General features: G+C 39.3%; 21 protein-coding genes, 1 tRNA gene and 1 riboswitch. Of the genes, 5 read left to right on the top strand and 17 right to left on the bottom strand.

Annotated elements, in window-relative coordinates:
- Positions 1–3: 3 nt before the first annotated feature.
- Genes glyA through ACLNCP_RS00210 form a run of 7 tightly spaced genes read right to left on the bottom strand, consistent with a single transcriptional unit; the run spans position 4 to position 5,332 of the window.
- Positions 4–1,260 carry a serine hydroxymethyltransferase gene (gene glyA / locus ACLNCP_RS00240; RefSeq protein WP_033685118.1) on the bottom strand — a complete coding sequence of 419 codons (1,257 nt, stop codon included), beginning with the start codon at positions 1,258–1,260 and terminating at the stop codon, positions 4–6.
- A 59-nt stretch (positions 1,261–1,319) separates the two neighbouring features.
- Positions 1,320–1,751, bottom strand: coding sequence for a GNAT family N-acetyltransferase (locus ACLNCP_RS00235; protein ID WP_000942963.1), 432 nt, complete (start codon positions 1,749–1,751; stop codon positions 1,320–1,322).
- Between the two features lies 1 nt (position 1,752).
- A complete protein-coding gene (locus ACLNCP_RS00230; protein WP_000969299.1) occupies positions 1,753–2,355 on the bottom strand; it encodes an L-threonylcarbamoyladenylate synthase in 603 nt (200 codons plus the stop codon).
- Entirely contained in the window at positions 2,339–3,175 is an 837-nt protein-coding gene (gene prmC, locus ACLNCP_RS00225; protein ID WP_424843844.1) for a peptide chain release factor N(5)-glutamine methyltransferase, read from the bottom strand. The genes ACLNCP_RS00230 and prmC overlap by 17 nt, the downstream gene beginning before the upstream one ends.
- Positions 3,175–4,254 carry a peptide chain release factor 1 gene (gene prfA / locus ACLNCP_RS00220; RefSeq protein WP_001028792.1) on the bottom strand — a complete coding sequence of 360 codons (1,080 nt, stop codon included), beginning with the start codon at positions 4,252–4,254 and terminating at the stop codon, positions 3,175–3,177. Before prfA ends, prmC begins: the two co-directional genes overlap by 1 nt.
- Before the next feature lie 9 nt (positions 4,255–4,263).
- Positions 4,264–4,743, bottom strand: coding sequence for a GNAT family N-acetyltransferase (locus ACLNCP_RS00215; RefSeq protein ID WP_000151337.1), 480 nt, complete (start codon positions 4,741–4,743; stop codon positions 4,264–4,266).
- Positions 4,733–5,332, bottom strand: coding sequence for a thymidine kinase (locus ACLNCP_RS00210; RefSeq protein ID WP_045606846.1), 600 nt, complete (start codon positions 5,330–5,332; stop codon positions 4,733–4,735). Before ACLNCP_RS00210 ends, ACLNCP_RS00215 begins: the two co-directional genes overlap by 11 nt.
- Before the next feature lie 123 nt (positions 5,333–5,455).
- On the opposite strand from ACLNCP_RS00210, the gene ACLNCP_RS00205 reads away from it, so the two are divergent.
- Positions 5,456–5,638, top strand: a complete 183-nt coding sequence (locus tag ACLNCP_RS00205; protein ID WP_001117398.1) for a 4-oxalocrotonate tautomerase — start codon at positions 5,456–5,458, stop codon at positions 5,636–5,638.
- A 137-nt stretch (positions 5,639–5,775) separates the two neighbouring features.
- Entirely contained in the window at positions 5,776–7,149 is a 1,374-nt protein-coding gene (gene mnmE / locus ACLNCP_RS00200) for a tRNA uridine-5-carboxymethylaminomethyl(34) synthesis GTPase MnmE (RefSeq protein WP_424843843.1), read from the top strand.
- Positions 7,150–7,193: 44 nt separating this feature from the next.
- Here the strand turns inward: mnmE and dapA are convergent, their stop codons facing one another.
- From dapA to ACLNCP_RS00180, 4 genes are all read right to left on the bottom strand, one after another.
- Positions 7,194–8,129 (bottom strand): 4-hydroxy-tetrahydrodipicolinate synthase, encoded by a 936-nt coding sequence (dapA, locus tag ACLNCP_RS00195; protein WP_000121639.1) that lies wholly within the window; start codon positions 8,127–8,129, stop codon positions 7,194–7,196.
- A gap of 56 nt (positions 8,130–8,185) precedes the next feature.
- Positions 8,186–9,262 (bottom strand): aspartate-semialdehyde dehydrogenase, encoded by a 1,077-nt coding sequence (locus ACLNCP_RS00190; protein ID WP_033685125.1) that lies wholly within the window; start codon positions 9,260–9,262, stop codon positions 8,186–8,188.
- Between the two features lie 380 nt (positions 9,263–9,642).
- A tRNA-Thr gene (locus ACLNCP_RS00185) sits at positions 9,643–9,715 on the bottom strand.
- A gap of 99 nt (positions 9,716–9,814) precedes the next feature.
- Positions 9,815–10,324, bottom strand: a complete 510-nt coding sequence (locus ACLNCP_RS00180) for a QueT transporter family protein (protein ID WP_261240040.1) — start codon at positions 10,322–10,324, stop codon at positions 9,815–9,817.
- Positions 10,322–10,418, bottom strand: a riboswitch (PreQ1 riboswitch). Its footprint overlaps the gene before it by 3 nt.
- Positions 10,419–10,446: 28 nt before the next feature.
- Here ACLNCP_RS00180 and ACLNCP_RS00175 point away from each other — a divergent pair.
- Both ACLNCP_RS00175 and mscL read left to right on the top strand, forming a co-directional pair.
- Positions 10,447–10,878, top strand: coding sequence for a GtrA family protein (locus ACLNCP_RS00175; protein ID WP_153199080.1), 432 nt, complete (start codon positions 10,447–10,449; stop codon positions 10,876–10,878).
- An 84-nt stretch (positions 10,879–10,962) separates the two neighbouring features.
- On the top strand, positions 10,963–11,343 hold the full coding sequence (mscL, locus tag ACLNCP_RS00170; protein WP_000910199.1) for a large conductance mechanosensitive channel protein MscL: 381 nt from the start codon (positions 10,963–10,965) through the stop codon (positions 11,341–11,343).
- A 41-nt stretch (positions 11,344–11,384) separates the two neighbouring features.
- Here mscL and hemH read toward each other — a convergent pair whose 3' ends face one another.
- Positions 11,385–12,479 (bottom strand): ferrochelatase, encoded by a 1,095-nt coding sequence (gene hemH, locus ACLNCP_RS00165; RefSeq protein WP_153199079.1) that lies wholly within the window; start codon positions 12,477–12,479, stop codon positions 11,385–11,387.
- A gap of 153 nt (positions 12,480–12,632) precedes the next feature.
- Between hemH and pepT the strand changes: the two genes are divergently transcribed.
- On the top strand, positions 12,633–13,856 hold the full coding sequence (gene pepT, locus ACLNCP_RS00160) for a peptidase T (RefSeq protein WP_247927864.1): 1,224 nt from the start codon (positions 12,633–12,635) through the stop codon (positions 13,854–13,856).
- Between the two features lie 35 nt (positions 13,857–13,891).
- Here pepT and ACLNCP_RS00155 read toward each other — a convergent pair whose 3' ends face one another.
- From ACLNCP_RS00155 to ACLNCP_RS00135, 5 genes are all read right to left on the bottom strand, one after another.
- Positions 13,892–17,653, bottom strand: coding sequence for a pneumococcal-type histidine triad protein (locus tag ACLNCP_RS00155; protein WP_424843842.1), 3,762 nt, complete (start codon positions 17,651–17,653; stop codon positions 13,892–13,894).
- 289 nt (positions 17,654–17,942) lie between these two features.
- The gene (locus ACLNCP_RS00150) at positions 17,943–21,035 is read right to left on the bottom strand and encodes a pneumococcal-type histidine triad protein (RefSeq protein WP_424843841.1); all 3,093 of its coding nucleotides are present in this window, start codon (positions 21,033–21,035) and stop codon (positions 17,943–17,945) included.
- A 190-nt stretch (positions 21,036–21,225) separates the two neighbouring features.
- Positions 21,226–24,324, bottom strand: a complete 3,099-nt coding sequence (locus tag ACLNCP_RS00145) for a pneumococcal-type histidine triad protein (protein ID WP_424843840.1) — start codon at positions 24,322–24,324, stop codon at positions 21,226–21,228.
- A gap of 7 nt (positions 24,325–24,331) precedes the next feature.
- A complete protein-coding gene (gene adcAII, locus ACLNCP_RS00140) occupies positions 24,332–25,249 on the bottom strand; it encodes a zinc-binding lipoprotein AdcAII (protein ID WP_049544284.1) in 918 nt (305 codons plus the stop codon).
- A 142-nt stretch (positions 25,250–25,391) separates the two neighbouring features.
- Positions 25,392–26,783 (bottom strand): APC family permease, encoded by a 1,392-nt coding sequence (locus ACLNCP_RS00135; RefSeq protein ID WP_125393280.1) that lies wholly within the window; start codon positions 26,781–26,783, stop codon positions 25,392–25,394.
- Between the last annotated feature and the right edge of the window lie 102 nt (positions 26,784–26,885).

The following is a 26,885-nucleotide window of genomic DNA, read 5'->3' as shown; positions in this document are numbered from 1 at the left end:
GTTTTAGTCCTCGTATAATGGGAAGGCATCTGTTAATTCTTTAACCGCACTTCTCACTTCTTCTAAGACAGCTTCATTTTCTGCATTCTTAAGGGTTTTAATAATAAGTTCAGCCACTTTGCGACTTTCTTCTTCACCAAATCCACGAGCAGTAATGGCTGCTGCTCCGATACGAATACCACTTGTCTTGAATGGTGACAAGCTTTCGTAAGGGATTGAGTTTTTATTTAGGGTAATATTGACTTCATCCAGCAAGTTTTGAGCAACTTTGCCGTTTTCTACAACTTTAGTCACATCCACTAGGAAGAGGTGGTTTTCAGTTCCTCCAGAAATGATACGAAAATCAGGGTCTTGCAAGAAGACATCTGCCATAGTCTTGCTGTTCTTGATAACATTGGCAGCATATTCCTTGAAGGCTGGATCCAAAACTTCTTTGAAAGAAACAGCCTTAGCTGCCACAACATGCTCCAAAGGACCACCCTGAATACCTGGGAAAATAGCTGAATTAATTTTCTTAGCTAAGTCTTCATCATTGGTCAAAATCAAACCACCACGTGGGCCACGAAGAGTTTTGTGGGTCGTTGTTGTAGTGATATGAGCGTATGGCACTGGGCTTGGGTGAAAACCAGCTGCAACCAAACCAGCGATATGGGCCATATCCACCATAAGCTTAGCCCCAACAGCATCTGCGATTTCACGGAATTTTGAGAAGTCGATAATTTGAGAATAGGCTGAAGCACCTGCTACGATCAATTTTGGTTTTACTTCTTGGGCTTGTTTCAAGATAGCATCAAAATCCAAGAGTTCCGTTTCAGGATCAACACTATAAGAAACAAAGTTGTAGGTTTGACCTGAGAAGCTAACAGGAGCCCCATGAGTCAAGTGACCACCTGCAGCCAAATCCATTCCCATAACCGTATCGCCAGGCTCAATCAAGGCCATGTAAGCTGCACAGTTAGCTTGGCTTCCTGAGTGTGGTTGGACATTGGCAAATTTTGCACCGAAAATTTCTTTTGCGCGTTCAATGGCTAGAGATTCCACCACGTCTACTACATCTGTTCCACCATAATAACGGCGTCCTGGGTAACCTTCAGCGTATTTATTCGTCAAGATAGACCCTTGAGCTGCCATAACTGCCTTGGAAACTACGTTTTCCGAAGCAATCAACTCAATGTTGTTTTGTTGGCGTTCCTCTTCTTTGGCAATAGCATTCCAGAGATCAGCATCATATGCTTTAAAATCGTCTTTGTCAAAAATCATAGGTCTTCTCCTTTATAGTGTGACTGGTCCTTTAGTTTGTTTTGCAACAAGAAAATAAACTAAAAGATGCGAATAAATCGTTTCTGCACTTTATCACAAGTATAACCAACTTTTTCATAAAATGCATGAGCACCCAGACGATGATCGGCAGAGTTTAAGCGGATAAACCCATAACCACGTCTTTTTGCTTCTTGATCCAACCCTTGTAATAAGCTTTTACCAATACCTTGCCCTTGTGCTTGAGGTGAAACTGCTAAGGCTAAAATATTAAATCCTGCTTTAGAATAAAGTGATTCATAGACCTCAGCGTGGACATATCCAAGCAAGGCATGAGTAGATTCATCCTCATAAGCAAGTAAGAAATGATGGGAATCCTGAGATAGTCTAGCTAATTGACTAGCCGTTTCCTCTGGACTAAAAGAATAGCCCAAAGCATCTTGGTTGATCTCACATATTGCTTTCACATCAGTTTCTCTTAAGTCTCTTAACATCTCATTCCTCCTCAAAAGAAATCTCTGGCAACCGAGCAAGAATATCTTCTCGCTTAATGGCCCCTTGGCGTAAGATTTTCACCTTGTCTCCAGACAAATCCAAAATAGTTGAATCCTGTCCAGTTAGAAAAGGATCGTCTTCCAAACCCAAAACCTCTTGGTCAAAATCCTCTAGAATTTGATTAAAAGTCACTCCACTTGCCTGACCTGAGATATTAGCTGACGGTCCAATCAGAGGTCCTGTCTCTCGAATCAAATCAAGGGTAATGGGATGACTAGGCATCCGAAATCCAACAGTTGCAAGACCAGAATTGACCCAATAGGGAACTCGGTCATTAGCTTCGAGAATAATGGTTAAGGGACCTGGTAAAAAGGTCTCTACAAGTTTTTGTAGATAAGTTGGCTGATTCTTAGAAAAGTGCAAGATGTCCTCTAGAGAGGCGATATTGAGGTTAAGCGCCTTATCTCTTGGACGACGTTTGAGTTGGTAAACATGGTCAACTGCTTTTTCGTCTAGAGCCTTGGCAAAGAGACCGTAAACTGTCTCAGTAGGTAGAACGACCGCTCCACCATTTTCCAACTCTTGTCTAATCCTGTCCATCATCAATTACAACCATCCTATCTTGACCAAACTGGTCCTTAAGTGTTCGTAATCGTTTTTCAGGAAGATGTTTCCTAAAAAGTTCAGGAACACTTTGACCTTGCTTGTATCCAATTTCAAGGTAAATCTTACCACCATCTTTGAGATAGTCTGTTGCATCTTCCGCAATTCTACGGTAAATAGCTAGGCCATCCTCGTCTGCAAAGAGAGCTAGATGAGGCTCCGAATGCAAAACATTCAAACCGACCTCTGACTCATCTTCACGAGAGATATAGGGTGGATTGGAAACAATTATATCATATTTTTCAGAAATTTCTGTAAAACAGTCAGATTTTTTTAAAAATATTTGAAGATTTTGATTTTTAGCATTTTCGTTAGCTAAATCTAAAGCATCTTGGGAAATATCTGCTGCTGTCACTGACCAATCTGGTCTGTTTTTTGCTAGAGCGAGAGCAATAGCTCCACTACCTGTTCCAATATCCAGAACTGAAAGATTCGTCTCAGGATTTTCAGCCAGAATAAGCCCCACCAACTCCTCTGTTTCTGGACGAGGGATCAATACTCGCTCATCAACTGTTAACTGCATTCCATAAAAATCTGTCTGTCCAATGATGTACTGGGCTGGTTTATGAGCTGCTAACTGTTGGAAAATTCCTTTTACAAATTGTTTTTCTTCCTTGTTTACCTCTTGCTGGAGGGCAAAGACAAAATCTGTAAAAGAAAGATTTTTCAGGCTACGATAGACAAAAGAGAGGCTTTCAGCTTCCTCTCCTTGTCTTATCAACTCTTCTTCAAAATCTGAAAATAATTGAGCTAATTTCATTATTTGTTTAATTCTTCTAATTTTTGTGTTTGATCATAGAGCACCAAGGCATCCACGACTTCATCCAATTTACCAGACAAAATGGTATCTAGTTTTTGAAGGGTCAATCCAATACGGTGGTCTGTAACACGGTTTTGTGGGAAGTTATAAGTACGAATTCGTTCTGAACGGTCACCAGTACCGATTGTTGACTTACGCTCAGCGTCTTGTTCATCTTGTGCAATCTGAGCAAAGTGGTCAGCAACACGCGCACGAATGATTTTCATGGCCTTCTCACGGTTCTTCTGCTGGGTACGTTCTTCCTGCATCTCAACCTTGATATTGGTTGGCAAGTGAACGATACGAACAGCAGTCGCAACCTTATTGACGTTCTGTCCACCAGCACCAGAGGCGTGATAGATATCGACACGAAGGTCTTTTGGATCAATATCGTATTCTACTTCTTCGACTTCAGGCATGACAAGAACTGTTGCTGTTGAAGTATGAACACGGCCTTGGCTTTCTGTCACAGGGACACGTTGCACACGGTGGGCACCAGATTCGTACTTGAGTTTAGAGTAAACAGATTGACCTGAAACCATGGCAACGACTTCTTTGAAACCACCGACACCATTCATAGAAGCTTCCATAACTTCAAAGCGCCAGCCTTGGGCTTCAGCATACTTTTGGTACATGGTTAGCAAATCTCCAGCGAAAAGTGCTGCTTCGTCTCCACCAGCGGCGCCACGGATTTCAAGGATGATGTTCTTATCATCGTTTGGATCCTTTGGAAGGAGCAAGATTTTCAGTTTTTCTTCGTATTCTTCTTTTTCAGCCTTGGCATCTTTGAGTTCTTGCTTGGCCATTTCTTCCAAGTCCGCATCTCCGCCTGATTCCTTAATCATTTCTTCGGCATCAACGATGTTTTGAAGGACTTGTTTGTACTCACGGTAGGCTGTTACCGTATCACGAGTAGAAGCCTCTTCTTTGGAAAGATCCATGAAACGCTTGGTGTCCGAAACCACATCTGGGTCACTGAGCAACTCTCCTAATTCTTCATAACGGTCTTCTACAGCTTGTAGTTGATCATAGATGTTCATTTTTTCTCCTTATTTCTCAATTGTTAAATCATAGATTGCTACTACTTCGTTCTCGGATATTTCCCCAGTTTCTTTAAATCCATAACTGAGGTAACAATATCTTGCATGTTCATTTTCTGGTTCATAAGACAACCAAAGTTTATTGCTTAAACCTGCTGGCGCTGTCCGAACATAGTCTAGTACTTTATCCATAATTGGTTTAAAATATCCTTGATTTTGAAAATTCTTATCAATCATAAAACGAAATAGTAAATAATTTCCACTACTAATTCCGATCTTTTTATCATAAGCTATCATCACAAAACCTATAATTGCATCATTATCATAAACTGTCAATGGAGCTACAAAATCTCCATTTTTAGTGTAGACGTATGCTTCAGCTAAACTAATTGCGTTGGTTGCAATGAATTGTTTTTGATATTCCTTGACATCCAAATTCAAAACATCAAAATAATTTTCCATTGTAACATCTCTTAGTTCAATTGTCATAGTTTTGCTCCTTGTTAGAGGTTATCATTGGCGCAAAATAATGTTTACGACAAACTGAGATATAGGTTTCATTACCACCAATCTGGATCTGTTCTCCATCGTAAACGGGCAGTCCATCCTGAGTACGCAACACCATGGTCGCCTTTTTCTTGCAATACTGACAAATGGTCTTGATTTCATCAATCTTATCTGCTAAAAGCAAGAGATACTTGGAACCTTCGAACAGTTCATTGCGAAAATCATTTTTCAAACCAAAAGCCATGACGGGTATATCTAACTCATCAACAACACGAGCTAGATCATAAACATGATGACGTTTAAGAAACTGGGCTTCATCAACCAACACACAGTAAGGTTTTTCTGATAGGTCTCGGATATAGCCGAAGATATCCGTCGTCTCCTCAATCGCAATGGCAGGGCGTTTCATGCCAATACGACTCGACACATAGCCAACACCGTCACGCGTATCCAGAGCCGAGGTCATAATCACAACACCTTTTCCTTGCTCCTCATAGTTATAGGCCACCTTGAGAATCTCAATCGTTTTACCAGAGTTCATGGTCCCATAACGATAATACAACTGTGCCATGTTTCTTGCTTCACGTCCATTTCTAAATTTTTGCTACATTCTAGTATATCATAATTTTCTTAAGCTTTAAACGGCAAAATGTGGTAAAATAGAAGAAATCCAAAACTAGTGGAGGAAGCTATTATGCCATTTGTACGCATCGATTTATTTGAAGGACGCACGCTCGAGCAAAAGAAAGCTCTTGCTAAGGAAGTGACGGAAGCTGTTATCCGTAACACTGGAGCACCTCAATCTGCTGTCCATGTCATCATCAACGACATGCCAGAAGGAACTTACTTCCCTCAAGGTGAAATGCGCACCAAATAATCTAGCTTAAGCAGAATTGCTTAGGCTTTTTCAATCTCCAAGTAGCATCCATTGAAGAAATAGTTCAAATTTGTTACAATTTGAAAGGATACTTGGAAAAATTTCCAAGAAAAGAGCTATTTATTAAAGGAAACATTATGATTACACGTGAATTTGATACCATCGCTGCTATCTCTACTCCACTAGGTGAAGGGGCTATTGGTATTGTCCGCCTGAGCGGAACAGAAAGTTTTGCTATTGCGCAAAAGATTTTTAAAGGAAAAGACTTGAACAAGGTTGCCAGCCACACTCTTAACTACGGTCACATCGTTGACCCTCAAACTGGTAAGGTTATGGACGAGGTTATAGTTGGGGCTATGAAATCTCCAAAAACCTTCACTCGTGAGGATATTATCGAGATCAACACCCACGGTGGGATTGCCGTGACAAATGAAATTCTCCAGCTGGCTATCCGTGAAGGAGCTCGGTTGGCAGAACCTGGTGAATTTACCAAACGTGCCTTTCTAAACGGTCGCGTGGATTTGACACAGGCTGAGGCAGTGATGGACATCATCCGTGCCAAGACTGACAAGGCCATGAACATTGCAGTTAAGCAATTAGACGGCTCCCTTTCTGACCTCATTAACAATACCCGTCAAGAAATCCTCAATACTCTTGCCCAAGTCGAGGTTAATATCGACTATCCTGAGTATGACGATGTTGAGGAAGCCACTACTGCTGTTGTCCGTGAAAAAACTATGGAGTTTGAACAATTACTAACCAATCTCCTTAGGACAGCCCGTCGTGGCAAAATCCTCCGTGAAGGAATTTCAACTGCTATCATCGGACGTCCCAATGTTGGAAAATCTAGCCTTCTCAACAATCTCTTGCGTGAGGACAAGGCTATCGTTACAGACATTGCTGGTACTACTCGAGATGTCATCGAAGAATACGTCAACATCAACGGTGTTCCTCTCAAATTGATTGATACAGCTGGTATCCGTGAAACGGATGACATCGTCGAACAAATCGGTGTTGAGCGTTCAAAAAAAGCCCTAAAGGAAGCTGACTTGGTTTTACTAGTGCTAAATGCTAGTGAACCACTGACTGCTCAAGACAGACAACTCTTAGAAATCAGTCAGGACACTAACCGCATTATTCTTCTTAACAAAACTGATCTTCCTGAAGCTATTGAAACTTCGGAACTCCCTGAAGATATCATCCGTATTTCAGTTCTTAAAAACCAAAACATCGACAAGATTGAAGAGCGAATCAACAACCTCTTCTTTGAAAATGCTGGCTTAGTCGAGCAAGACGCTACTTACTTGTCCAATGCCCGTCATATTTCTTTGATTGAGAAGGCTGTTGAAAGCCTACAAGCCGTTAACGAAGGACTTGAACTGGGGATGCCAGTTGATTTGCTTCAAGTCGATTTGACACGTACTTGGGAAATTCTCGGAGAAATCACTGGAGATGCTGCTCCAGATGAACTCATCACCCAACTCTTTAGCCAATTCTGTTTAGGAAAATAAGAAATCCATGATCGTTCAATCGGTCATGGATTTTATTGTCTTTATTAATAATCTGGTCTTAGGACACCTGTTACAGTTGCCTTAGTTGCTTCGTAGTCGCCATCTACGACAACTTTTATAATGCGTTTGGCATCTTCTTCTGGTGCTGGAACTAGAGGTAGACGAGTAGGTCCAGCTTCAAATCCCATGTAGTTAAGAACGGCCTTAACTGGAGCAGGACTTGGATAAGAGAAGAGGGCATTAACCTTAGGAATGAATTTACGCTGAATAGCTGCGGCTTTCTTCATATCACTCTCGGCAATGGCAGTAAACATCTCGTGCATTTCATCCCCATTTGTATGGGATGCAACAGAAATAACCCCATCCGCACCAAGATTCATGGCATGGAAAGCATCTCCATCCTCACCTGTATAAATCAAGAATTCTTCAGGCTTGTGCTCAATCAAGTAAGCCATATTAGCCAAGCTAGTACATTCTTTGACACCGATAATATTTGGATGGTCAGCCAAACGAAGCATGGTTTCCGGAGTTAATTCAACAACTACACGCCCAGGAATGTTATAGATAATAATAGGTAGGTCAGAAGCATCTGCAATCGCCTTAAAGTGCTGATACATTCCTTCCTGAGAAGGTTTGTTGTAATAAGGCACAATAGCAAGCCCAGCTGCGAAACCACCAAATTCTGCTACTTCTTTGACAAACTCGATTGAGTCTCGCGTATCATTGGTACCTACACCCGCAATCAAAGGAACGCGTCCATCGACAACTTTCTGTACCGCTGCAAATAGTTCCAACTCTTCATCGTGGGTCAAAGTTGGACTTTCAGCAGTGGTCCCTGCGAGAAGAATGCCATCCGTATGATGATCCAATAAATGCTCAATCAAAGCTGGAATAGCATCAAAGTTGATGGAACCATCTTCATGGAAGGGAGTAATAAAGGCTGTGATGATTTTACACTCTTTTAAATCTTGATAAGACATGAGAAACACCTCTCTATTTCAAAGAAGGAGTTCATCTGAACTCCTAAACGATATGACTATTTTAATTCAAATTTCAATTCGGCAGTTGGACGAACCAAGCCACGTTCATGAAGAGTTTCTGCAATCTGAACTGAGTTCCAAGCAGCACCTTTGAGAAGGTTATCTGAAACAATCCACATATGAATTCCCTTTTCTGCATCCAAGTCTTTACGGATACGACCAACAAAGGTATCACGTGAACCCACGGCATTGATGGCTTGAGGATAAATTTGATGAGCTACATCATCTTCAAGAACAGCACCTGGGAAGGCTGAGATAGCTGCTTTTACTTCTTCGATTGGAGCCACTTCTTTTGTTTCGATGTAAACTGACTCAGAGTGAGCTGACAAGACTGGAATACGCACACATGTTGCAGATACTGCAATACTGTCATCTTCCATAATTTTCTTAGTTTCCTTAGTCATCTTCATCTCTTCGTAAGTGTAATCATTATCAGTGAAGACATCGATTTGTGGAAGAGCATTGAAGGCGATAGGATAGTGTTTCTTGTCACCACCTGAAGGCAAGATTTCCGCATGTAAATCACGTGGTTTCACTCCATCATTCAAGACTTCACGAAGTTCACGTTGAGTCTCAAGAATTGCTCCCATACCAGCACCTGAAACTGCTTGGTAAGTTGAAACAATGATACGGTCCAAGCCCCATTTTTGGCGAACTGGCTCAAGAGCCACCATCATTTGGATTGTTGAACAGTTAGGGCAGGCAATGATACCGTTGTGGGCATCAAGTGCGTGAGCATTGACCTCTGGTACAACCAAAGGAACATCTGGATTTTGACGGAAGTAAGATGTATTATCTACTACTACCGCTCCAGCTTTCACTGCGTATGGTGCATACTTAGCTGATGTAGAACCACCTGCTGAAAAAAGAGCAATATCAACTCCTTCAAAAGCTGTTTCAGTTGTTTCTTCAATCGTAATATCTTGATCTTTAAACTTCAAAGTCTTGCCTGCTGAACGTGCAGAAGCAAGTAAACGAATTTTATCGATTGGAAGTGTTGATTCTTCCAACATTTTTATCATCTGAGCTCCGACAGCACCTGTCGCGCCGACTACAGCAACTGTATATCCCATAAATAACCTCTTTCGGAATTTTCTAAAAATTTCTATAATAGATGTATTATACTACTTTTTCCATGAATTGCAAAGCTTTTTCATCATTTTTTGGAAAATAAAAATCCCCAGTCGCTAGACTAGGGACTAAGAGGCATCTTCATGTGATGAGCAGGTTCACACAACTCATCAAGGTCCGCTCCTGCGTTATGACCTCCTTATGCTCAATAGTAGTCCGAAGACTACCTATCGACTCATCGCGTCTATTATATTACTAGAAATAAGTGGTTTTGTCAATAAGAAATCTTTGCAGGATGACTTTTATTATACAAAAGTCAGAATTTTTTCTCGCGAGCATAAGAAAAAAACTCTTGTGCTCAAGAGTTTCCCTGTAAATATCATGCTAATTGCCGGGATTGAACCGGCGACCTCATCCTTACCATGGATGCGCTCTGCCAACTGAGCTAAATCAGCTTACCTAAAAAGTATACTATAGTTAGAAAATCTTGTCAAGTTTCCTTAGAAATTTTCCATAAGAAAAAGCCAGGTAATAGCTACCTAGCTTTTCTGGTTCTACTTAGTTAAATCGATTCGACGACCAATTTTTCCAATGATAATCGCTCCAATGATTAATGAGGCAAATTCACCGATTCCTGTTGTAAACCAAGTAAGGAAAAATGGTAATTGAGCTACAATATTCAACTCGGTAGCGATAGTAAACATGGAAATTGAAAAGAGGATTGAGAAGAAGAAATGATCTTTTCGAATTAATCCATTAAAGAGGTAATCTTTGCTGTATTTTGCAAAAAGCCAAACACCTAGACTGAGGAATACTAGGGTTGATCCACCACCAACAAAGACATCTAGCAGTCCGAAGCTAAAGAAATTAGCAATCATACAACCGATGGTAACTCCTATGATATACTTAGGATTGTAAAAAGCCATAAAATTCATCATTTCTGAAATACGAAACTGATAAGCACCATAGCTAATAGCATTTAGGGGCGGTGTAACAGTCAAAACGACATAGATAGCAGCGACGATTGCAATATCTGCAACATCACGAATAGTTAATTTTTTCATCTTTTCTCCTTTGGCGGTTGCCAGCGTGTAATATGCTTGGTGAAAGAAGCTAAGCACCAAGGGTTGATTCAATCAACCTTACTAGTATAGCACAATAACTTGCTTTATGCTATACTAAAAGTATGAAAAAACGCATTCAAAGTCTCTTCGAGAATGAGCTCTTAGCCTATCTCTTTTTTGGTATAGCAACTACTCTTGTCTCCATTCTATCCCGATTAGTCATTTATCAATTAACCCATAAAGAACTGCTTGCTACTGGACTAGCAAATAGTATCGGTATCCTCTTTGCATTTATTACAAATGATAGGCTTGTCTTTAAGCAAGCTAGAGAGAATTGGCCAAGCCGTTTAGTAAAATTTACTATAGCACGTCTTTCTACTTTTCTTTTAGACTTGTTTTTAACTTTTATCTTTGTAACTCAGTTTCCTAATATTATCGGGCAATTTGTAAATAATAATATAGACAAGGTTAATAGTATTGAAACCGTTATTTCACAATTCTTGATAATTATCCTCAATTACATTTTTAGTAAGGTATTTATTTTTAAAAAATAAGAAAAAATTTACATATAGCTTGCAAGAACTTCTTAATTAAAATATAATTAAGAGTAAGAATTTTTTTGAAAGGAAATTATGAAAATGTTAAAAGATCTTAAAGCATTTTTGCTTCGTGGTAACGTTGTTGACCTTGCTGTCGGTGTGATCATTGCCTCTGCTTTTGGTGCAATCGTTACTTCATTTGTTAATGATATCATCACTCCTCTACTATTGAACCCAGCCTTGGAAGCTGCGAAAGTACAAAATATCGCTGAGCTTGCATGGAATGGTGTTACATATGGTAAATTCTTGAGTGCTATTATCAACTTCCTTGTTGTAGGTACTGTTCTCTTCTTCGTTATTAAAGCTATGGAAAAAGCCCAAAGCCTTACTAAGAAAGAAGAAACTGTTGAAGAAGCTCCAGCTGGACCAACTGAATTGGAAGTACTTCAAGAAATCAAAGCTCTTCTTGAGAAAAAATAATCGATTAAAAGGATCTAGCGCAAAGCTAAATCCTTTTTTCTTTACTCTTTTGGTAACTTACCTGCTTTCTCAAGCATTTTCTTAATAAGATAAGGCATCTTAACATTTTCCCGACCTTTTTTCTCAATCAATTTTTTCACAAATTCTGGCATTTGTAAATCTTGAGATTCGGCCAAGATATTTTTCGTCTCATCTGAAGGAACTAACTCATCAAAGGTTTCTTCTTCTGGGAGAAATTCCTTAAACTCTTTGTCCTCATTAGCTCTGACTGTATTAACCAAGGCATCAATCAAACGAGAATCTGTATTTGGCATTGGTGGACGATGATAGTTCACCCCTAATTCCTGACACAAGTCATAACATTCCACATCGTTGTCAAACAAGACTTCAATATGCTCGCTAATGAAGCTGATAGGAACAAAAATATAATGCTCTGGATGTTCTTTCTGTTCTCTGAGATACTCTAAAACATCTGGTTTAATCCATGGAATCCCGATATCACTTTCACTTTGCCAAGTGTTAGTATATTGCTCAGAACTCAAACCTAGTTTTTCAGCGACTAGCTTGCTATTTTCAAAAATTTGATCGATATAAGGGTCGCCAAAATCCAAGGCAAAAATGGGGACACTGTGGGCTGAAAAAATGACTTTAAAGCTATCCTGCTTTACTTCTTCTTTTAAAATCTTACCAATTTCATCTGTCCAATAGTTTAAGAGCGCTTCTTCTTGATACCAGTCCTTGATAACTAAAAATTGAATTTGTTTGCTTTCTAAAAATTTCTCATAGCCCATGACAGAGTAGAACGAATAATGGGGCTCTAAAATTAAGCAAATGCACTGCTCGATTCCGTCTGCTTCCATCTGACCAATCACATCTGGAATAAAGGGTCTAGAAAACTTATTAGCAAAATAAACACTATACTCATTCCCCAGCCTAGCTTCTACCAAGGCAACCTCTTCACGGGTAATTTTTTGCAGAGGCGTGCCCCCAATTCGTACATAATTATCATAGAGAGTTTGAATTTCGTGGTCTTGAGGTCTCACTCCACGACGAATATTTGTGAAAAAATCAGCCACACCTTCAAAGGTAATCTCTTCTGGCGAACCGAAAGTCATCATTAAAATTGCTTTTTTCATAATCGCTTCCTTGTGATATTTTTATCAAGTTTATTTTATCATTAATTCGTTGATAAGTAAACGCCAACATAGCGAATTTCCCTAACTTCAGTCTTTTGTTTTTCTCTCTTTTCTATGATACAATAGAAAAAATGAATTCAAAAGGAGCTTTTTATGACTTATCCCAATCTCTTGGACCGCTTCTTAACCTACGTTAAGGTCAATACGCGCTCTGATGAACACTCTACTACTACTCCAAGTACGCAGAGTCAGGTAGATTTTGCTACAAATGTTCTTATTCCTGAAATGAAACGTGTTGGATTACAAAATGTTTATTATCTACCAAATGGTTTTGCAATTGGAACCTTACCAGCCAATGATCCATCTTTAACACGTAAGATTGGCTTTATATCTCACATGGATACTGCTGATTTTAATGCCGAAGGAGTCAATCCACAGGTAATTGAAAACTACGATGGTGGTGTGATTGAACTTGGAAATTCTGGTTTCAAACTCGATCCAGCTGACTTTAAGAGTCTTGAAAAATATCCAGGACAAACACTCATCACAACAGATGGAACAACCTTGCTAGGAGCTGATGACAAGTCAGGCATTGCTGAAATTATGACAGCTATTGAATATCTTACTGCTCACCCTGAAATTAAACACTGTGAGATTCGTGTTGGTTTTGGTCCAGATGAGGAAATCGGTGTAGGTGCTAATAAATTTGATGCAGAAGATTTTGATGTTGATTTTGCCTACACAGTTGATGGTGGGCCGCTAGGTGAGCTTCAGTACGAGACTTTTTCAGCAGCTGGAGCTGAATTGCATTTCCAAGGGCGCAATGTTCACCCTGGTACTGCCAAAGGTCAGATGGTTAATGCTCTTCAGCTGGCAATTGATTTTCATAATCAACTTCCAGAGAATGACCGACCTGAGTTAACTGATGGCTACCAAGGTTTCTATCATCTTATGGATGTGGCTGGAAGCGTTGAGGAGGCGCGTGCAAGCTACATCATTCGTGATTTTGGAAAAGAGGCCTTTGAAGCGCGTAAAGCAGCTATGCAGTCTATCGCTGATAAGATGAATCAAGAACTTGGTAGCGACCGTGTCACCCTAAACTTGACAGACCAATACTACAATATGAAAGAAGTCATTGAAAAAGATATGACTCCAATTACCATTGCCAAAGCAGTTATGGAAGATTTGGGGATTACTCCTATAATCGAACCAATCCGTGGAGGGACAGACGGCTCTAAGATTTCCTTTATGGGAATCCCAACTCCTAATATCTTTGCGGGTGGAGAAAATATGCATGGACGTTTTGAATACGTCAGCCTTCAGACTATGGAACGTGCAGTTGATACCATCATTGGTATCGTAGCTTATAAAGACTAAAAAGGCGAGGTAGCTCAGCTACTTCGCCTTTCTTTTTATTCTGCTGGTTTTTCTTGATTTCCAGTACTTGTTGTAGATTCTGTTGTTTCCTTTTCTGAAGCTGATTCAACAGGTTTAGAATCTCTTGTGTTGCTTGGTTTGTTTTCGTCCCTTGCAGTTTCACTGTTAGATTCTGCAGCCACTGATGTTTCAGTTTCGGAACTTGTGTTCTCACCATTTGACTCGGCATTTGTCGCTGGAGTTGCTTCTTCACTTGAGCTTGATTTTGACTTGATTTCTTGATTCAAGACTAGAATAGCTTTTGTCAATTCAAGTAAAGCAGCTTTATCTTTACTCTTAGCAGAAAGTTGATCTAGTAAAGCATCTACCTTATCAAAGTCCGCATCAGAACCCTTGTTGTTTTCTAAATAAGAGTGAAGCGACATGAGAATATCGTAGAGTTTTTGATAGAGTACTAGTGTCTGAGGGTCTTGCTCAGCATTTTCCTTTTCTTGTTGAAGGGCGCTAGCGATACGAGTCAAGACATCTTTTACCTGACTGTTTACTTCATCCAAGTCCGCATCAGCCTTGTTTGTAGCAGCTTTGAGATTTTCTACTTCTTCTGCCAAGGATTGTCTGATTCCTTCTTCTTGGATTTGTTCCAAGAGTTGATTTGCCTTGCTCAAAAGACTTTCTACTTCTTCCTTGCTAACATGATTGACATGTTCTTCAGGCATAAAGTCTCCGTACAATTCTTTCAAGAAGCCATAAATAGCTGTCTTGGCAGTTTGATTATCAACTTTTTCAGTATCTAGAACTGTCTGAGTCGATTTAGCAGTAGTTGGTTGAGCTTTCAAAGCTTCTTCCACTTCTTGTTTTGCCTGATAGATGCTTGGGAATAATTTGTTCAATTCTGCTGCCTTTAGGAAGGATTGAGATTGATACAGGGTCCAAGTCAACTGAGCCACTTTGTTTCGTAGTTCATCATTCAAACGACCGTCATTTACGTGTTCGTAGAAATACTTGATGTATTCTACAGTTGTAACACCTGTTCGATCATTAAAGTCTTGAAGAGCTTGAAGTTGTGATTCAACCGCTGCTAAACCAGCCTCATCTTTTGCCAACTTAGCTTCTTGAAGTCGAACAAGAAGGTCTTTCTTAGGAAGTCCATAAGAGTCCGTATCCAATGTATTGATTTTATCAATCAAGGCTTGGTATTTCTTATCTAGAGTGCTTGTTTCAACAGGTTTGACACTTTCATCAATATGGATATATTGCTTATCAAATAGATCAAGTGTCGCAAGATAACCTGCTGTAGAGTTAGTTGCCAGTTTCTTCATGTTCTCAGTAAACTGACCTAAGGCTAACTCAATCTGTCTTTGTTCGATAGGCTTGTCTTTGTAGATGCTTCTGCTATCAGCTAGAAGTTGATCTACTTTTGCCAAAACTGCCTTTTCATCAAAAGCTCCAGGTTGGTAGTTAGATTGAAGAGCTGGAATTTTATTTTTCAAAGCCACTTCATAGCCCTTAGTTTGCACCTTGATGTAGTGATTATGGTCACCATGAGGAATCACAAAACTACCATTTTCTACCTGTAAGCTATACGGAGACACACCATCTCGCAAAGCAGTCGTATAGAGTTCATTTAGGAAATCAAGTTCTGGATTGCCAGTTTGTAGCGGCAAACGAACATGTTCCTTACGAACAGCATATGGATGAATATGAGTTGGATCGTAGGCTTGGTCTGGATTTCCAAAGACAAAGAATCCGTTTGAAATTCTAATAGCTTCAAGTGGAACGCCGTAGGTCTTAGAAATGTAAGCAATTTTTTCTTCATCGCTAGCATCTCTTGAGAAAGACTCTACTGTTTTAGCAAGAGGTTTTACAGGCTCTGCATCATGGTGTGTTTTCAAATGGTCTTGGGCGGCCTTAATTTGCTCTGCTGTCAAATCTTTCTTGAAGAAGTAATGATTGTGGTCTCCGTGACTCATGACAAAACCTTGCTCATCCTCACTGATGACACGATCGGCATCAAAACCGTGAGCATGGTCTTCATCATGTTTGTGACCATGATTATCGTTATCGTGTTCATCATCATGGGCTGGGCTTGGTGTTACTGGCGTTTTACTTTTCAGATAATCTTGGGCGGCCTTAATTTGCTCCGCTGTCAAATCTTTCTTGAAGAAATAATGATTATGGTCACCGTGACTCATGACAAAGCCTGCCGCATCTTCACTGATAATTCGATTGACATCAAAATCATGACCATGTTCATCATGGTGATGACCGTGTGTATCTTCATCTTGATTATCATGAGCTGGATTTGGTGTTGCTGTATTTGCACCTTTCAAGTGATCTTGCGCTGCCTTAATTTGCTCTGCTGTCAAGTCCTTCTTGAAAAAGTAATGATTGTGGTCACCATGACTCATGATAAATCCTGATTCATCTTCCGCAATAATACGATTAGCATCAAAGCCGTGTCCACCTTCTTCATGTTCCTCATGTGAAACACCAGGATTGATTGGAAGAGATGGCGAAGGTGTTGTTAGGCCATTGTTTGGAAGAGTCGGTTGACCAATTTGGTTCGCCTTAGGAATGTAATGGAAATGATCGCCATGTCTTACAATATAAGCTGTAGCAGTTTCTTCGACAATATCTTTAGGATTAAAGATATAACCATCAGATGTTGAAGAGATAGCCTTATTTGTAAGCAAGGAAGGATGATTCAAAGTAGATGGACTGCTTGGAAGACTTCCTAGACTAGACGCTACTCCATGAGGTTTTTCATTTGTAGAGACCGTAGAACCAGTTCCACCGATAGGCACCATTCTAGCAATCTTTTCTTCTAAAGGAGAGAGCTTGCTGTAAGGAATAAAGTGATAATGATCACCATGCGGAATCGCAACACCATTTGGTGTACGACTGATAATCTTAGCAGGGTCAAAGACTAAACCATCTGATTCACTGTAACGTTTGTCGCTAGGTGAATCGTAGAGTTCTTTCAATAGACTTTGGAGATTTTCAACTTTGCTTTCTGGCTTGCTAGTTGAGCCTTGTGCTACAGATTGCGTGTCATTATCACTAGCTGTTGAAGAATAGCTTAACTGACTTGGTTGCGTATTTTTGCCAGCTAAATGAGCTTTTGCTGCTGCTAACTCACTAGAAGACAAATCACTTTTTGGAATATAGTGATAGTGACCTCCATGAGGAACGATATAAGCATCACCCGTATCTTCGATAATATCAGCTGGATTAAAGACATAACCATCATCTGTCGTATAGCGTCCCTGAGACCTTGCTACAGCAACATCAGAGCTGACCTTCTCATTATCTTTGATGTGTTCTTGTTTTTGACGATTGATTTCATCCTTGGTTCGAACATTATCAGCATGAGCTGCATCTTTCAGGTAGACATAATATTTTCCATCGACCTTGATGATATAACCACCCTTGACTTCATTGACAATATCTCCATCCTTAAGTTGATAATTTGGATCCTTCATCAAAAGTTCTTCACTAAAGAGGGCATCATAAGGAACTTTCCCATTATAGTAATGATAGTGGTCACCGTGTGACGTTACATAGCCCTGATCTGTAATTTTGATGACAATTTGCTCAGCCTGAATTCCTTCTTTTTGACTGACCTGATCTGGTGTCAGGTTTTCAGTTTTCTGACTTGACTGGCTACCATCCACATAAGAGACACGATTATTGTCCTTATTTTCCTGCGATCGATGCTGGTTCAGTGCATAAGCACAAAGACTCAAGGATACGATAACAGCTGATCCAGCTGCTATATATTTTTTACTGAATTTCATAAATCCCTCATTTCAATAAATGATGAAGCTTTTCTTAACTTCTTTTTCTCGGTTAAACAGTTTTTTTAAACTGGTTATTTAACCAATTAATTAACCAGTAAATAGTTTACCTTTTTTAAGCTTAACTGTCAAGATTTTTAGTGAAAGAGAATAAAATTATTACTTTAAGAATCCTTTCTTCATTTTTTAGACAGGAAATTTCATCTTTTTATTAACAAATAAAAGGACATTATTCTATCCAATAATAGAACAATATCCTTTCAACTAGATGCTCATTAGTCAAAATATTCTAAGGTTTTATTTGCTTAAGAGTTTTAATATCATAGGTTACTAAATCCCCATTCTTATTATAAAACTGAACTCCTTCTGATGAAAAAATAAGATATTTAGAATCAATTTGAGCAATTTGTGCTATTTGATTTATATGATTTTTTAAAGTATCCTTATCTAATCCATAATCTGGTATATCATCATAATCATCTTCTTTATTTTCTGCATGTGATTTTTCTTCTTCACCAACTTTTTCGACTGAAGGATTGCTGCTAGTCGCATCTGCCTCATTTTGAGATTTATTATCCTTTGGTTGTTCATCAACTTTGTTTGAATCCGTTGCATCTTTCTTTGTTTCCGATTTCTTATCTGAAGAAACTAGATGTGAATTAGAAGAATCATTTGTTGTTTCTTTTTCTTCATTTCTTTTAGCTATCAACTCTTGAGCTTGTTTCCACTCTTTATCTGATAAATCAGACTGATTGATACTTCTCAATGAATCACCACTAGCTTTTGGAATACTGAAAGATTTATCTGCCCAAATATAGGTTCCCTTTGCCAATACATCCTGAGGATCAAAAATATATCCATCAGGAGTTGCAAACTTGCCTTCTTTAAGTGCTTTCTGAACTTCTTCCGCAGAATGGATAATTTGCCAGTTCTTCATTCCAGGACGTTTTTCAAGAGGAGTTACATTAGCAATAACAGATCCAGCATCATCATGACCTGGTTTTGACCAAACTTCAGGACGCACATCAGGATGTTGCATTACATATTTTATAGTTGCTATTTGCTCACTATTTAACCAAGAATAAGGTACGACGTGAATGTGATCGATATGCGGAATAATGAAGGAAGTTCCAGTATCATACGTAGTATTGGCTGCATGCATAGGCAAGCTAGATACATCAACAGCTAATCTTGGTTTAATTTCTGTTTCTACAATATCATAACGATAATTATCTTTATCTTTAAGCATTAGTTCCTGCTCAGAAAAAGCTATTTGAGTAAGATCGAGTTCTTCACGTGAATAAAAATAATCTTTACCACCTTCATTAATTATATAACCAACTTTACTATTTCTAGAAATTTTATTAGTTACTTTTTTATAATCAAACTTTGGTCTTTCCTTCTCATCTGAGTGAACTAAAGAAACGATGTCATCTGGATTTTTACCAGTTTCTTGAATCCATTTAGCAACTTCATCCAATTCGAATTGTTCTAATTCACCATATCCCATATAATGGAAATGATCTCCGTGTTTGGCAATAACACCTGATTTATCAACAGAATCGATGGAATCTTTGGTAAATATGTATCCATCACTCGTATCATAAGGTTTACCATCTAAACCTTTTCCATAAGCTTTGATTGGTTGTCCTAAAAACTTATGAACTACTTCTTTTGATACTAAAGGTTTAATATCTGTACCAATTTGATTTAATCCATTTTGCCCTTTTAACGGAATAATTCTAGCAATCTTCTTCTCTAAATCAGACATTTGTGAATAAGGGATAAAGTGATAGTGGTCTCCGTGAGGCACTGCAACACCGTTAGCTGTACGTTTGGTGATTTGTGCCGGATCAAAGACTAGTCCATCCGATTCCACATGGCGTTCTGACAAAGGTTTGGCATACAATTCACTTAAAAGTGTTGGGATATCTTCCCCTTGGTCTTGATGATAAGTTGGAGTGACAGTCAGGTTTGGAGTCTCTGTCAAACTTGGTTGGGTTGGTTTAGCATTATCACTACTTGGTTTACTTGAGCTTGTAGAAGAATGAGAACCCTGTTTACCATTCCAATAGGCTTGAGCAGCAGCCAATTCTCCTGCAGACAAATCACTCTTAGGTATATAGTGGAAATGATTGCCGTGCGGTACAACAAAAGCGTCACCTGTATCTTCAATCACATCTGTCGGACTAAAGACATACCCATCATCCGTTGTATAGGCACCTCCAGTTGCTCGATTCGGTGCCGGCGTATTGAGATTAAAGTTTGGTTTAATGGTTGAACTTGGTGTTGAACTTGTTCTCTCAGGACTGCTTGGTTTCGTATTATTAGAATGACTTTGAACTGGCTGACCTCCAATTGGTAGATTTCGAGCCAATTTTTCTTCCAAGGCAGACATTTGCGAATAAGGAATGAAATGGAAATGATCTCCGTGAGGAACTGCCACACCATTGGCAGTACGTTTTGTAATCTGTGCTGGGTCAAATACTAATCCATCAGACTCCACATGACGTTGGCTAAGTGGCAAAGCGTATAATTCTTGAAGAAGACTAGCTAAATCCTCATTTGGGCTCTCCGGAGCTGTAGCAGGATTTTGAGGAGTTTCAGATTGACTCGTTCTTAGAGTAGATCTTGTTTCTCCCCTGCTTGAACGGTATTCAACGGTACTTAATTGACTACCTTTTCCAGATAAGAAGGCTTGGGCAGCAGCTAATTCACTGGCAGACAAATCACTCTTCGGAATATAGTGGAAGTGATTGCCATGAGGAACAATATAAGCATCACCCGTGTCCTCAATGATATCAGATGCATTGAAGATATACCCATCATCCGTTGTATAGCGGCCCTGAGCTCTGGCTGCAACTACTGCCTGATCGTTAGAGCCACCCCCGTGATTACTACTGTGTTCCTGCTTCTGACGTTTAATCTCTTCTTTTGTACGAATATTGTCCGCATGAGCCGCATCCTTAAGGTAAACATAGTATTTACCGTCTACCTTAATGACATAGCCGCCCTTGATTTCATTGACAATGTCTGAATCCTTCAACTGATAATTCGGATCTTTCATCAGCAGTTCTTCACTGATGATAGCGTCATAAGGAACCTTGCCATTATAGTAATGATAATGATCTCCATGAGAGGTCACATAACCTTGATCCGTAATCTTGATAACAATTTGTTCGGCGTTGATTCCCTCTCTCTTACTAACTTCATCTGGTGTCAAGTTCTCTGCTTTTTGACCAGCCTGATCACCATCTATATAAGCTACTCGATTAGAATCTTTCTTAACTTGACCAGCTTGGTAACGACCAAGTTCATAGGAACAAACACTTAGGGCAAGAACTGCCACTGAACCCGCTACATATTTTTTATTGATTTTCATTCTTTCCTCATTTCTTAAATATATTTGATTCTCCACAAAATGATGAACCAGTTAATTAACTAGTTAATAGTTTACTCTTTTTAGTATTGCTTGTCAAGAATTTTTCGTATATACATAATAAAAATGAAAGCCTCTTTATCGAGACTTTCATTTTTCATTAGTTGATTTTTCCTTACTTACAGATGGAGGATTACTTTCTTTTTAACAAAGCAAGTAGTTTCTCTGCTTCTGCCATGATGCCATTATTATCCATGGTTTGGAGACTCAGATTATTTCGTAAACCAGATAGGCTCTCTGTCACATTGTCTTTCAAACTAGCATCCGTTACTTTAGCAAGTAGAGCTTCTACTTCTTTGAGTTTGGCTTCTACTTTTTCGGTTTCTACTTGAGGGACTTCAGCTTCGTCTGTTGTATCTTTAGATACTTCTTCTGTCTCGTCTTCATCAGTGCTCGGTTTATAAAGATTATCTACTGAAGGGGTTGAACCTGTATGATTTTCTTTTTCATTGGATTCAGGACGGGTTGACTCGTCTGATTCATGATGATCTTCCTTATCTTCATCAGATTTACTGTCTTTGTCTGCCTTATTTTTACGAACATGGTCGCTGGCATTTCCCCAACCATTATCTGAGTGAGGACGTTCTTCAGGATGTTCAACATAATATTTTACAGTCGCAAAGAGATCCTCAAGGCTATAACCCTTAGGTGCTTCATAGAGTCCTTCGTCAAACCAACCAAATTTAATGTTATGGTAATGGTCGTAATGAGGTATAATTAAGCTACCATTTTTAACTTCAACAGTATGTTGTAGATTGTAAGGAATATGATCAAGTGGGACCTTCTTAGCTGCTTCCACTTTGTTATAGATTGCTTCTACTCCTTTAACCTCAGTATGTCCTGAACCCTGATTCTCTGTTGAAGGAGGTATCAAACCTTTCTCTTTAGCATAAGCCTGGGCTGCCACTCTTTCAGCTTCAGACAAGCTCTCTTTCTTAATCCAATGACTATGGGACATATGTGGAGTTACATAAGCATCTCCCTCATCACTGGTAATATCACGAGTGTCAAAGATATAGCCATCTTCTGTTGTATACTTACCTGCTAATTTCGCTAATTTAATTTCATCGTCTGTATAAGCAATTTGAGAATTTGGTTTTCCAAGTCGCTCTGGATGGGTAATTGGTGCTAAGAATGACAATAAATCATCTACCAATTTTCCTTTATTAGAAGATTCATCATTCAAACGTTCTGCTAATTTGTCTAAGGCTTGGAAATCAGAAGTACGACCCTTATTTTCAGACAAGGCTTTATGAGCCTCGGCCAATAAATTATATGCTTTATCATAAAATTCTTGGTCACGAGGAGCGACATTTTCTTTCTTCGCAACTAGGGCATGTATCTCTTGAGTTTTCTTTGACAAGAGATTTTCAATAGCGTCAATCTTATCCTTAGCTAAGTCTTTAGCTAGAACATAACGACTAGCGCCCTTATCTTCGATAATATATCCATCACCAACTTTTCTAACAACCTGGTTGACAGCAAATTCTGTCGGTTTATTTTCCACTGGTGCTAGAGGTTTGGTAGTAGGGGCTGGCTTCAGAGGAGTAACACTTGGCAAAACACTGCCATTTTGTCCCTTGACAGCTATCGTACGAGCCAATTTTTCTTCCAGTGGTGACATTTGTGAATAAGGAATAAAGTGATAATGGTCCCCGTGAGGCACTGCGACACCATTTGCAGTACGTTTGATGATTTGTGCCGGATCAAAGACTAATCCATCAGATTCCACATGGCGTTCTGATAAAGGTTTGGCATACAATTCACTTAAAAGTGTTGGGATATCTTCCCCTTGATTTTGATGATATGTTGGGGTGACAGTCAGGTTTGGAGTCTCTGTCAAACTTGGTTGGACTGGTTTAGCATTATCACTACTTGGTTTACTTGAACTTGTAGCAGAATGAGACTGTTTACCATTCCAATAGGCTTGAGCAGCAGCCAATTCTCCTGCAGACAAATCACTCTTAGGTATATAGTGGAAATGATTGCCGTGCGGTACAACAAAAGCGTCACCTGTATCTTCAATCACATCTGTCGGACTAAAGACATACCCATCATCCGTTGTATAGGCACCTCCAGTTGCTCGATTCGGTGCCGGCGTATTGAGATTAAAGTTTGGTTTAATGGTTGAACTTGGTGTTGAACTTGTTCTCTCAGGACTGCTTGGTTTCGTATTATTAGAATGACTTTGAACTGGCTGACCTCCAATTGGTAGATTTCGAGCCAATTTTTCTTCCAAGGCAGACATTTGCGAATAAGGAATGAAATGGAAATGATCTCCGTGAGGAACTGCCACACCATTGGCAGTACGTTTTGTAATCTGTGCTGGGTCAAATACTAATCCATCAGACTCCACATGACGTTGGCTAAGTGGCAAAGCGTATAATTCTTGAAGAAGACTAGCTAAATCCTCATTTGGGCTCTCCGGAGCTGTAGCAGGATTTTGAGGAGTTTCAGATTGACTCGTTCTTAGAGTAGATCTTGTTTCTCCCCTGCTTGAACGGTATTCAACGGTACTTAATTGACTACCTTTTCCAGATAAGAAGGCTTGGGCAGCAGCTAATTCACTGGCAGACAAATCACTCTTCGGAATATAGTGGAAGTGATTGCCATGAGGAACAATATAAGCATCACCCGTGTCCTCAATGATATCAGATGCATTGAAGATATACCCATCATCCGTTGTATAGCGGCCCTGAGCTCTGGCTGCAACTACTGCCTGATCGTTAGAGCCACCCCCGTGATTACTACTGTGTTCCTGCTTCTGACGTTTAATCTCTTCTTTTGTACGAATATTGTCCGCATGAGCCGCATCCTTAAGGTAAACATAGTATTTACCGTCTACCTTAATGACATAGCCGCCCTTGATTTCATTGACAATGTCTGAATCCTTCAACTGATAATTCGGATCTTTCATCAGCAGTTCTTCACTGATGATAGCGTCATAAGGAACCTTGCCATTATAGTAATGATAATGATCTCCATGAGAGGTCACATAACCTTGATCCGTAATCTTGATAACAATTTGTTCGGCGTTGATTCCCTCTCTCTTACTAACTTCATCTGGTGTCAAGTTCTCTGCTTTTTGACCAGCCTGATCACCATCTATATAAGCTACTCGATTAGAATCTTTCTTAACTTGACCAGCTTGGTAACGACCAAGTTCATAGGAACAAACACTTAGGGCAAGAACTGCCACTGAACCCGCTACATATTTTTTATTGATTTTCATTCTTTCCTCACTTTAATTCTTCTGCTAGAACACTCATATTTTCTTCAAGATTTTCTAGATAAGTCTTGTCATTTTGTGGGTCTGCCTCTAAAGGATTCAGAGTTTTAAGACCCACACCTGTTGATTTGACAAGAGTTTCAGCTACTTTTGAAGAAGCATTACTTTCTGTAAAAATCGTTTTAACCTTATAGGTCTTAACAAATTCCTGAATTTCTGTTAGTTGTCTTGGACTTGGTTCTTGTTCAGGAGAGATACCAGCGATTCCAAGTTGATTTAATCCAAATCTCTTAGCAAGATAAGAAAAGGCTGTATGCTGTGTTACAAAAGTTTTCTGACTCGCTTTTTCAAATTTAGGCTGGAATTTCTTAGTTAATTCTTGAGCTTTTTTGATAAAGGCTTGCGCATTTTTTTGATAAGTTTCTTTATGCTCACTATCCACCTCTGAAAGTTTATCAGCGATAATCTGAGCTTCTTCTCCAGCTTTTTCAGGATCTAGCCAAGTATGAGGATCATAGAGCGTTTTTTCATCAACTCCATCCCCTGCTTCCACATCTTCTAGCCCTGGGACGCGGTCTAAAGTCATTCCCTCTGAAGCCTCTAAAACCTTCACTTTAGATTTTTTTAGATTGGGGTCCAGACTTCCCGCCCAAGATTCAAGAGTATGCGAATGGTAAACAAAGACATCTGCATCATAGATGGCTGCGATATCATTTGCCGAAGGTTCAAAGGAGTGAATTCCACTACTTGACTGAATCATCCGAACATCATTCAAGTCACCAGATACTTCCTTGACCATAGCATAGACAGGATAAAAACTGGTTACAATTTTCATCCCTTTCCCAGTCTGACTTTCCTTTTGGCCACAAGCCCCTAAACACAAAAGAAAGACACTTAACAATACTAAAAATAAACTTTGTTTCTTCATAAACAACTCCTTAACTATTTAATTAACTGGTAAACATTCTACTCCTAAAAATTTAATCTGTCAAGCTATTTTTAGAAAAAATTTGAAATTTCTTTCACATATAAAAATCTGCTGAGTTTCAATAACTCAACAGATTCTCACTTTATTCTTCTATGGTAGAATGCTTATAGCCATAAGAAAAGTAAATGATACTTCCTATCAACAATGCAACTAGGAAAGCAATCCAGGTTTCCATATTATACTGCAACATAAAGGATAAACAAATGATGATTGATAAAATAGGTAATAAGGGTACTAATGGTGTTTTAAATTCTCCAGCTTTGGGCATTCCTTTTTCTTTCCGTAAACGAATCAGACCATAAGCCAGCATGATCAAGTAGGCCAAGGTACAAATATTTAAGAAGGCTGCGATACTAGCAAGAGGGAACATTCCTGCTGCTACTGCTGAAGCTAGACCGGTCAAGATAGTAGCATTTTTTGGTACCTTGCTTGTTTTGGTTAGTTCTTTAAAGGTAGCAGGCATCAAGCCGTCACGCGCTAAACTGTAAATCATACGCGATAGGGCATAGGTCATCGAGATACAAACCGTAATCAAGGTCAAAATAGCCACTAATGACACATAGTTGGCTGCCCAACTAATCCCAATGCTGCGAAGAGCAAAGGCAACGGCATCGTCGACATTTAGGTGACTATAGTGAACCACACCAGTCAAAACAAGAGTCACCAAGGCATAAAGAATAGTTACGATAGAAAGCGATAAGACAATCCCTCTAGGAATATTTTTTTGAGGAGTCTTGACCTCATCTACAGCCATAGAGATGGATTCAAACCCCAAAAAACCAAAGAACATCAAGGACGCACCAGCCATAATACCAGTACTAGCACCATAGATTTGTCCAAAACCATAGGGAGCAAAATTACTCCAATTATCAAGCTTGATATGCCAGATTCCTACTAAAACAAAGAGAGCTAAAGCGGAAAATTTCAAAATCACTAGAATAGAATTAAAACGTAATGCTGCTTTAGCATTGAGTAAAACAAGTGAGGTCACCAATACCAAGACAAGAATAGGCAATAAATCAACAAATGTCCCTGCTTGAGGATTAAAGGTACCATTTAAAGCCTGAGGAAGGGCTATCCCATATTGAGAGAGCAAGCCTTTAAAATAAGCTGCCCAACCCGAAGCCACACCAGATATGGCTGTCATGAATTCCATCATGGTTAACCAACCAGCCAACCAAGCTGGGAATTCTCCTAAAATAGCATAGAGATAGCTGTAGGCACCACCTGTAGCGGGTACTCGTGAAGCAAATTCTGCAAAAAAGAGGGCTGATAATCCTACACACAAGGCAGAAATGACGATTGAAATCACTAGGGCTGGACCCGCTAGAGTTGCGGCTGCAGTACCTGTTATTGTAAAGACACCTGTCCCTACCATGGCTCCGATACCCAGCAAAATCAAATCCCATAACTTCAAATGCCTGTGCATCTCCGTTTTATCCAAACTAACATTTTTTGTTCTAAATATATTCATCTTTGACTCCAAAATAAAATGATGATTCTATTTTACCATAAATATAGGAGATTTGTGAATATTTATAAAACATTTTCCTAAAAAAATCTGACTACATCTTGT

The organism is Streptococcus sp. CL6.35 (assembly GCF_049737915.1).
Classification (GTDB): Bacteria; Bacillota; Bacilli; order Lactobacillales; family Streptococcaceae; genus Streptococcus.
Note: the sequence above shows the minus strand (reverse complement) of the source record. Positions and strands in the feature narration are given on the sequence as shown.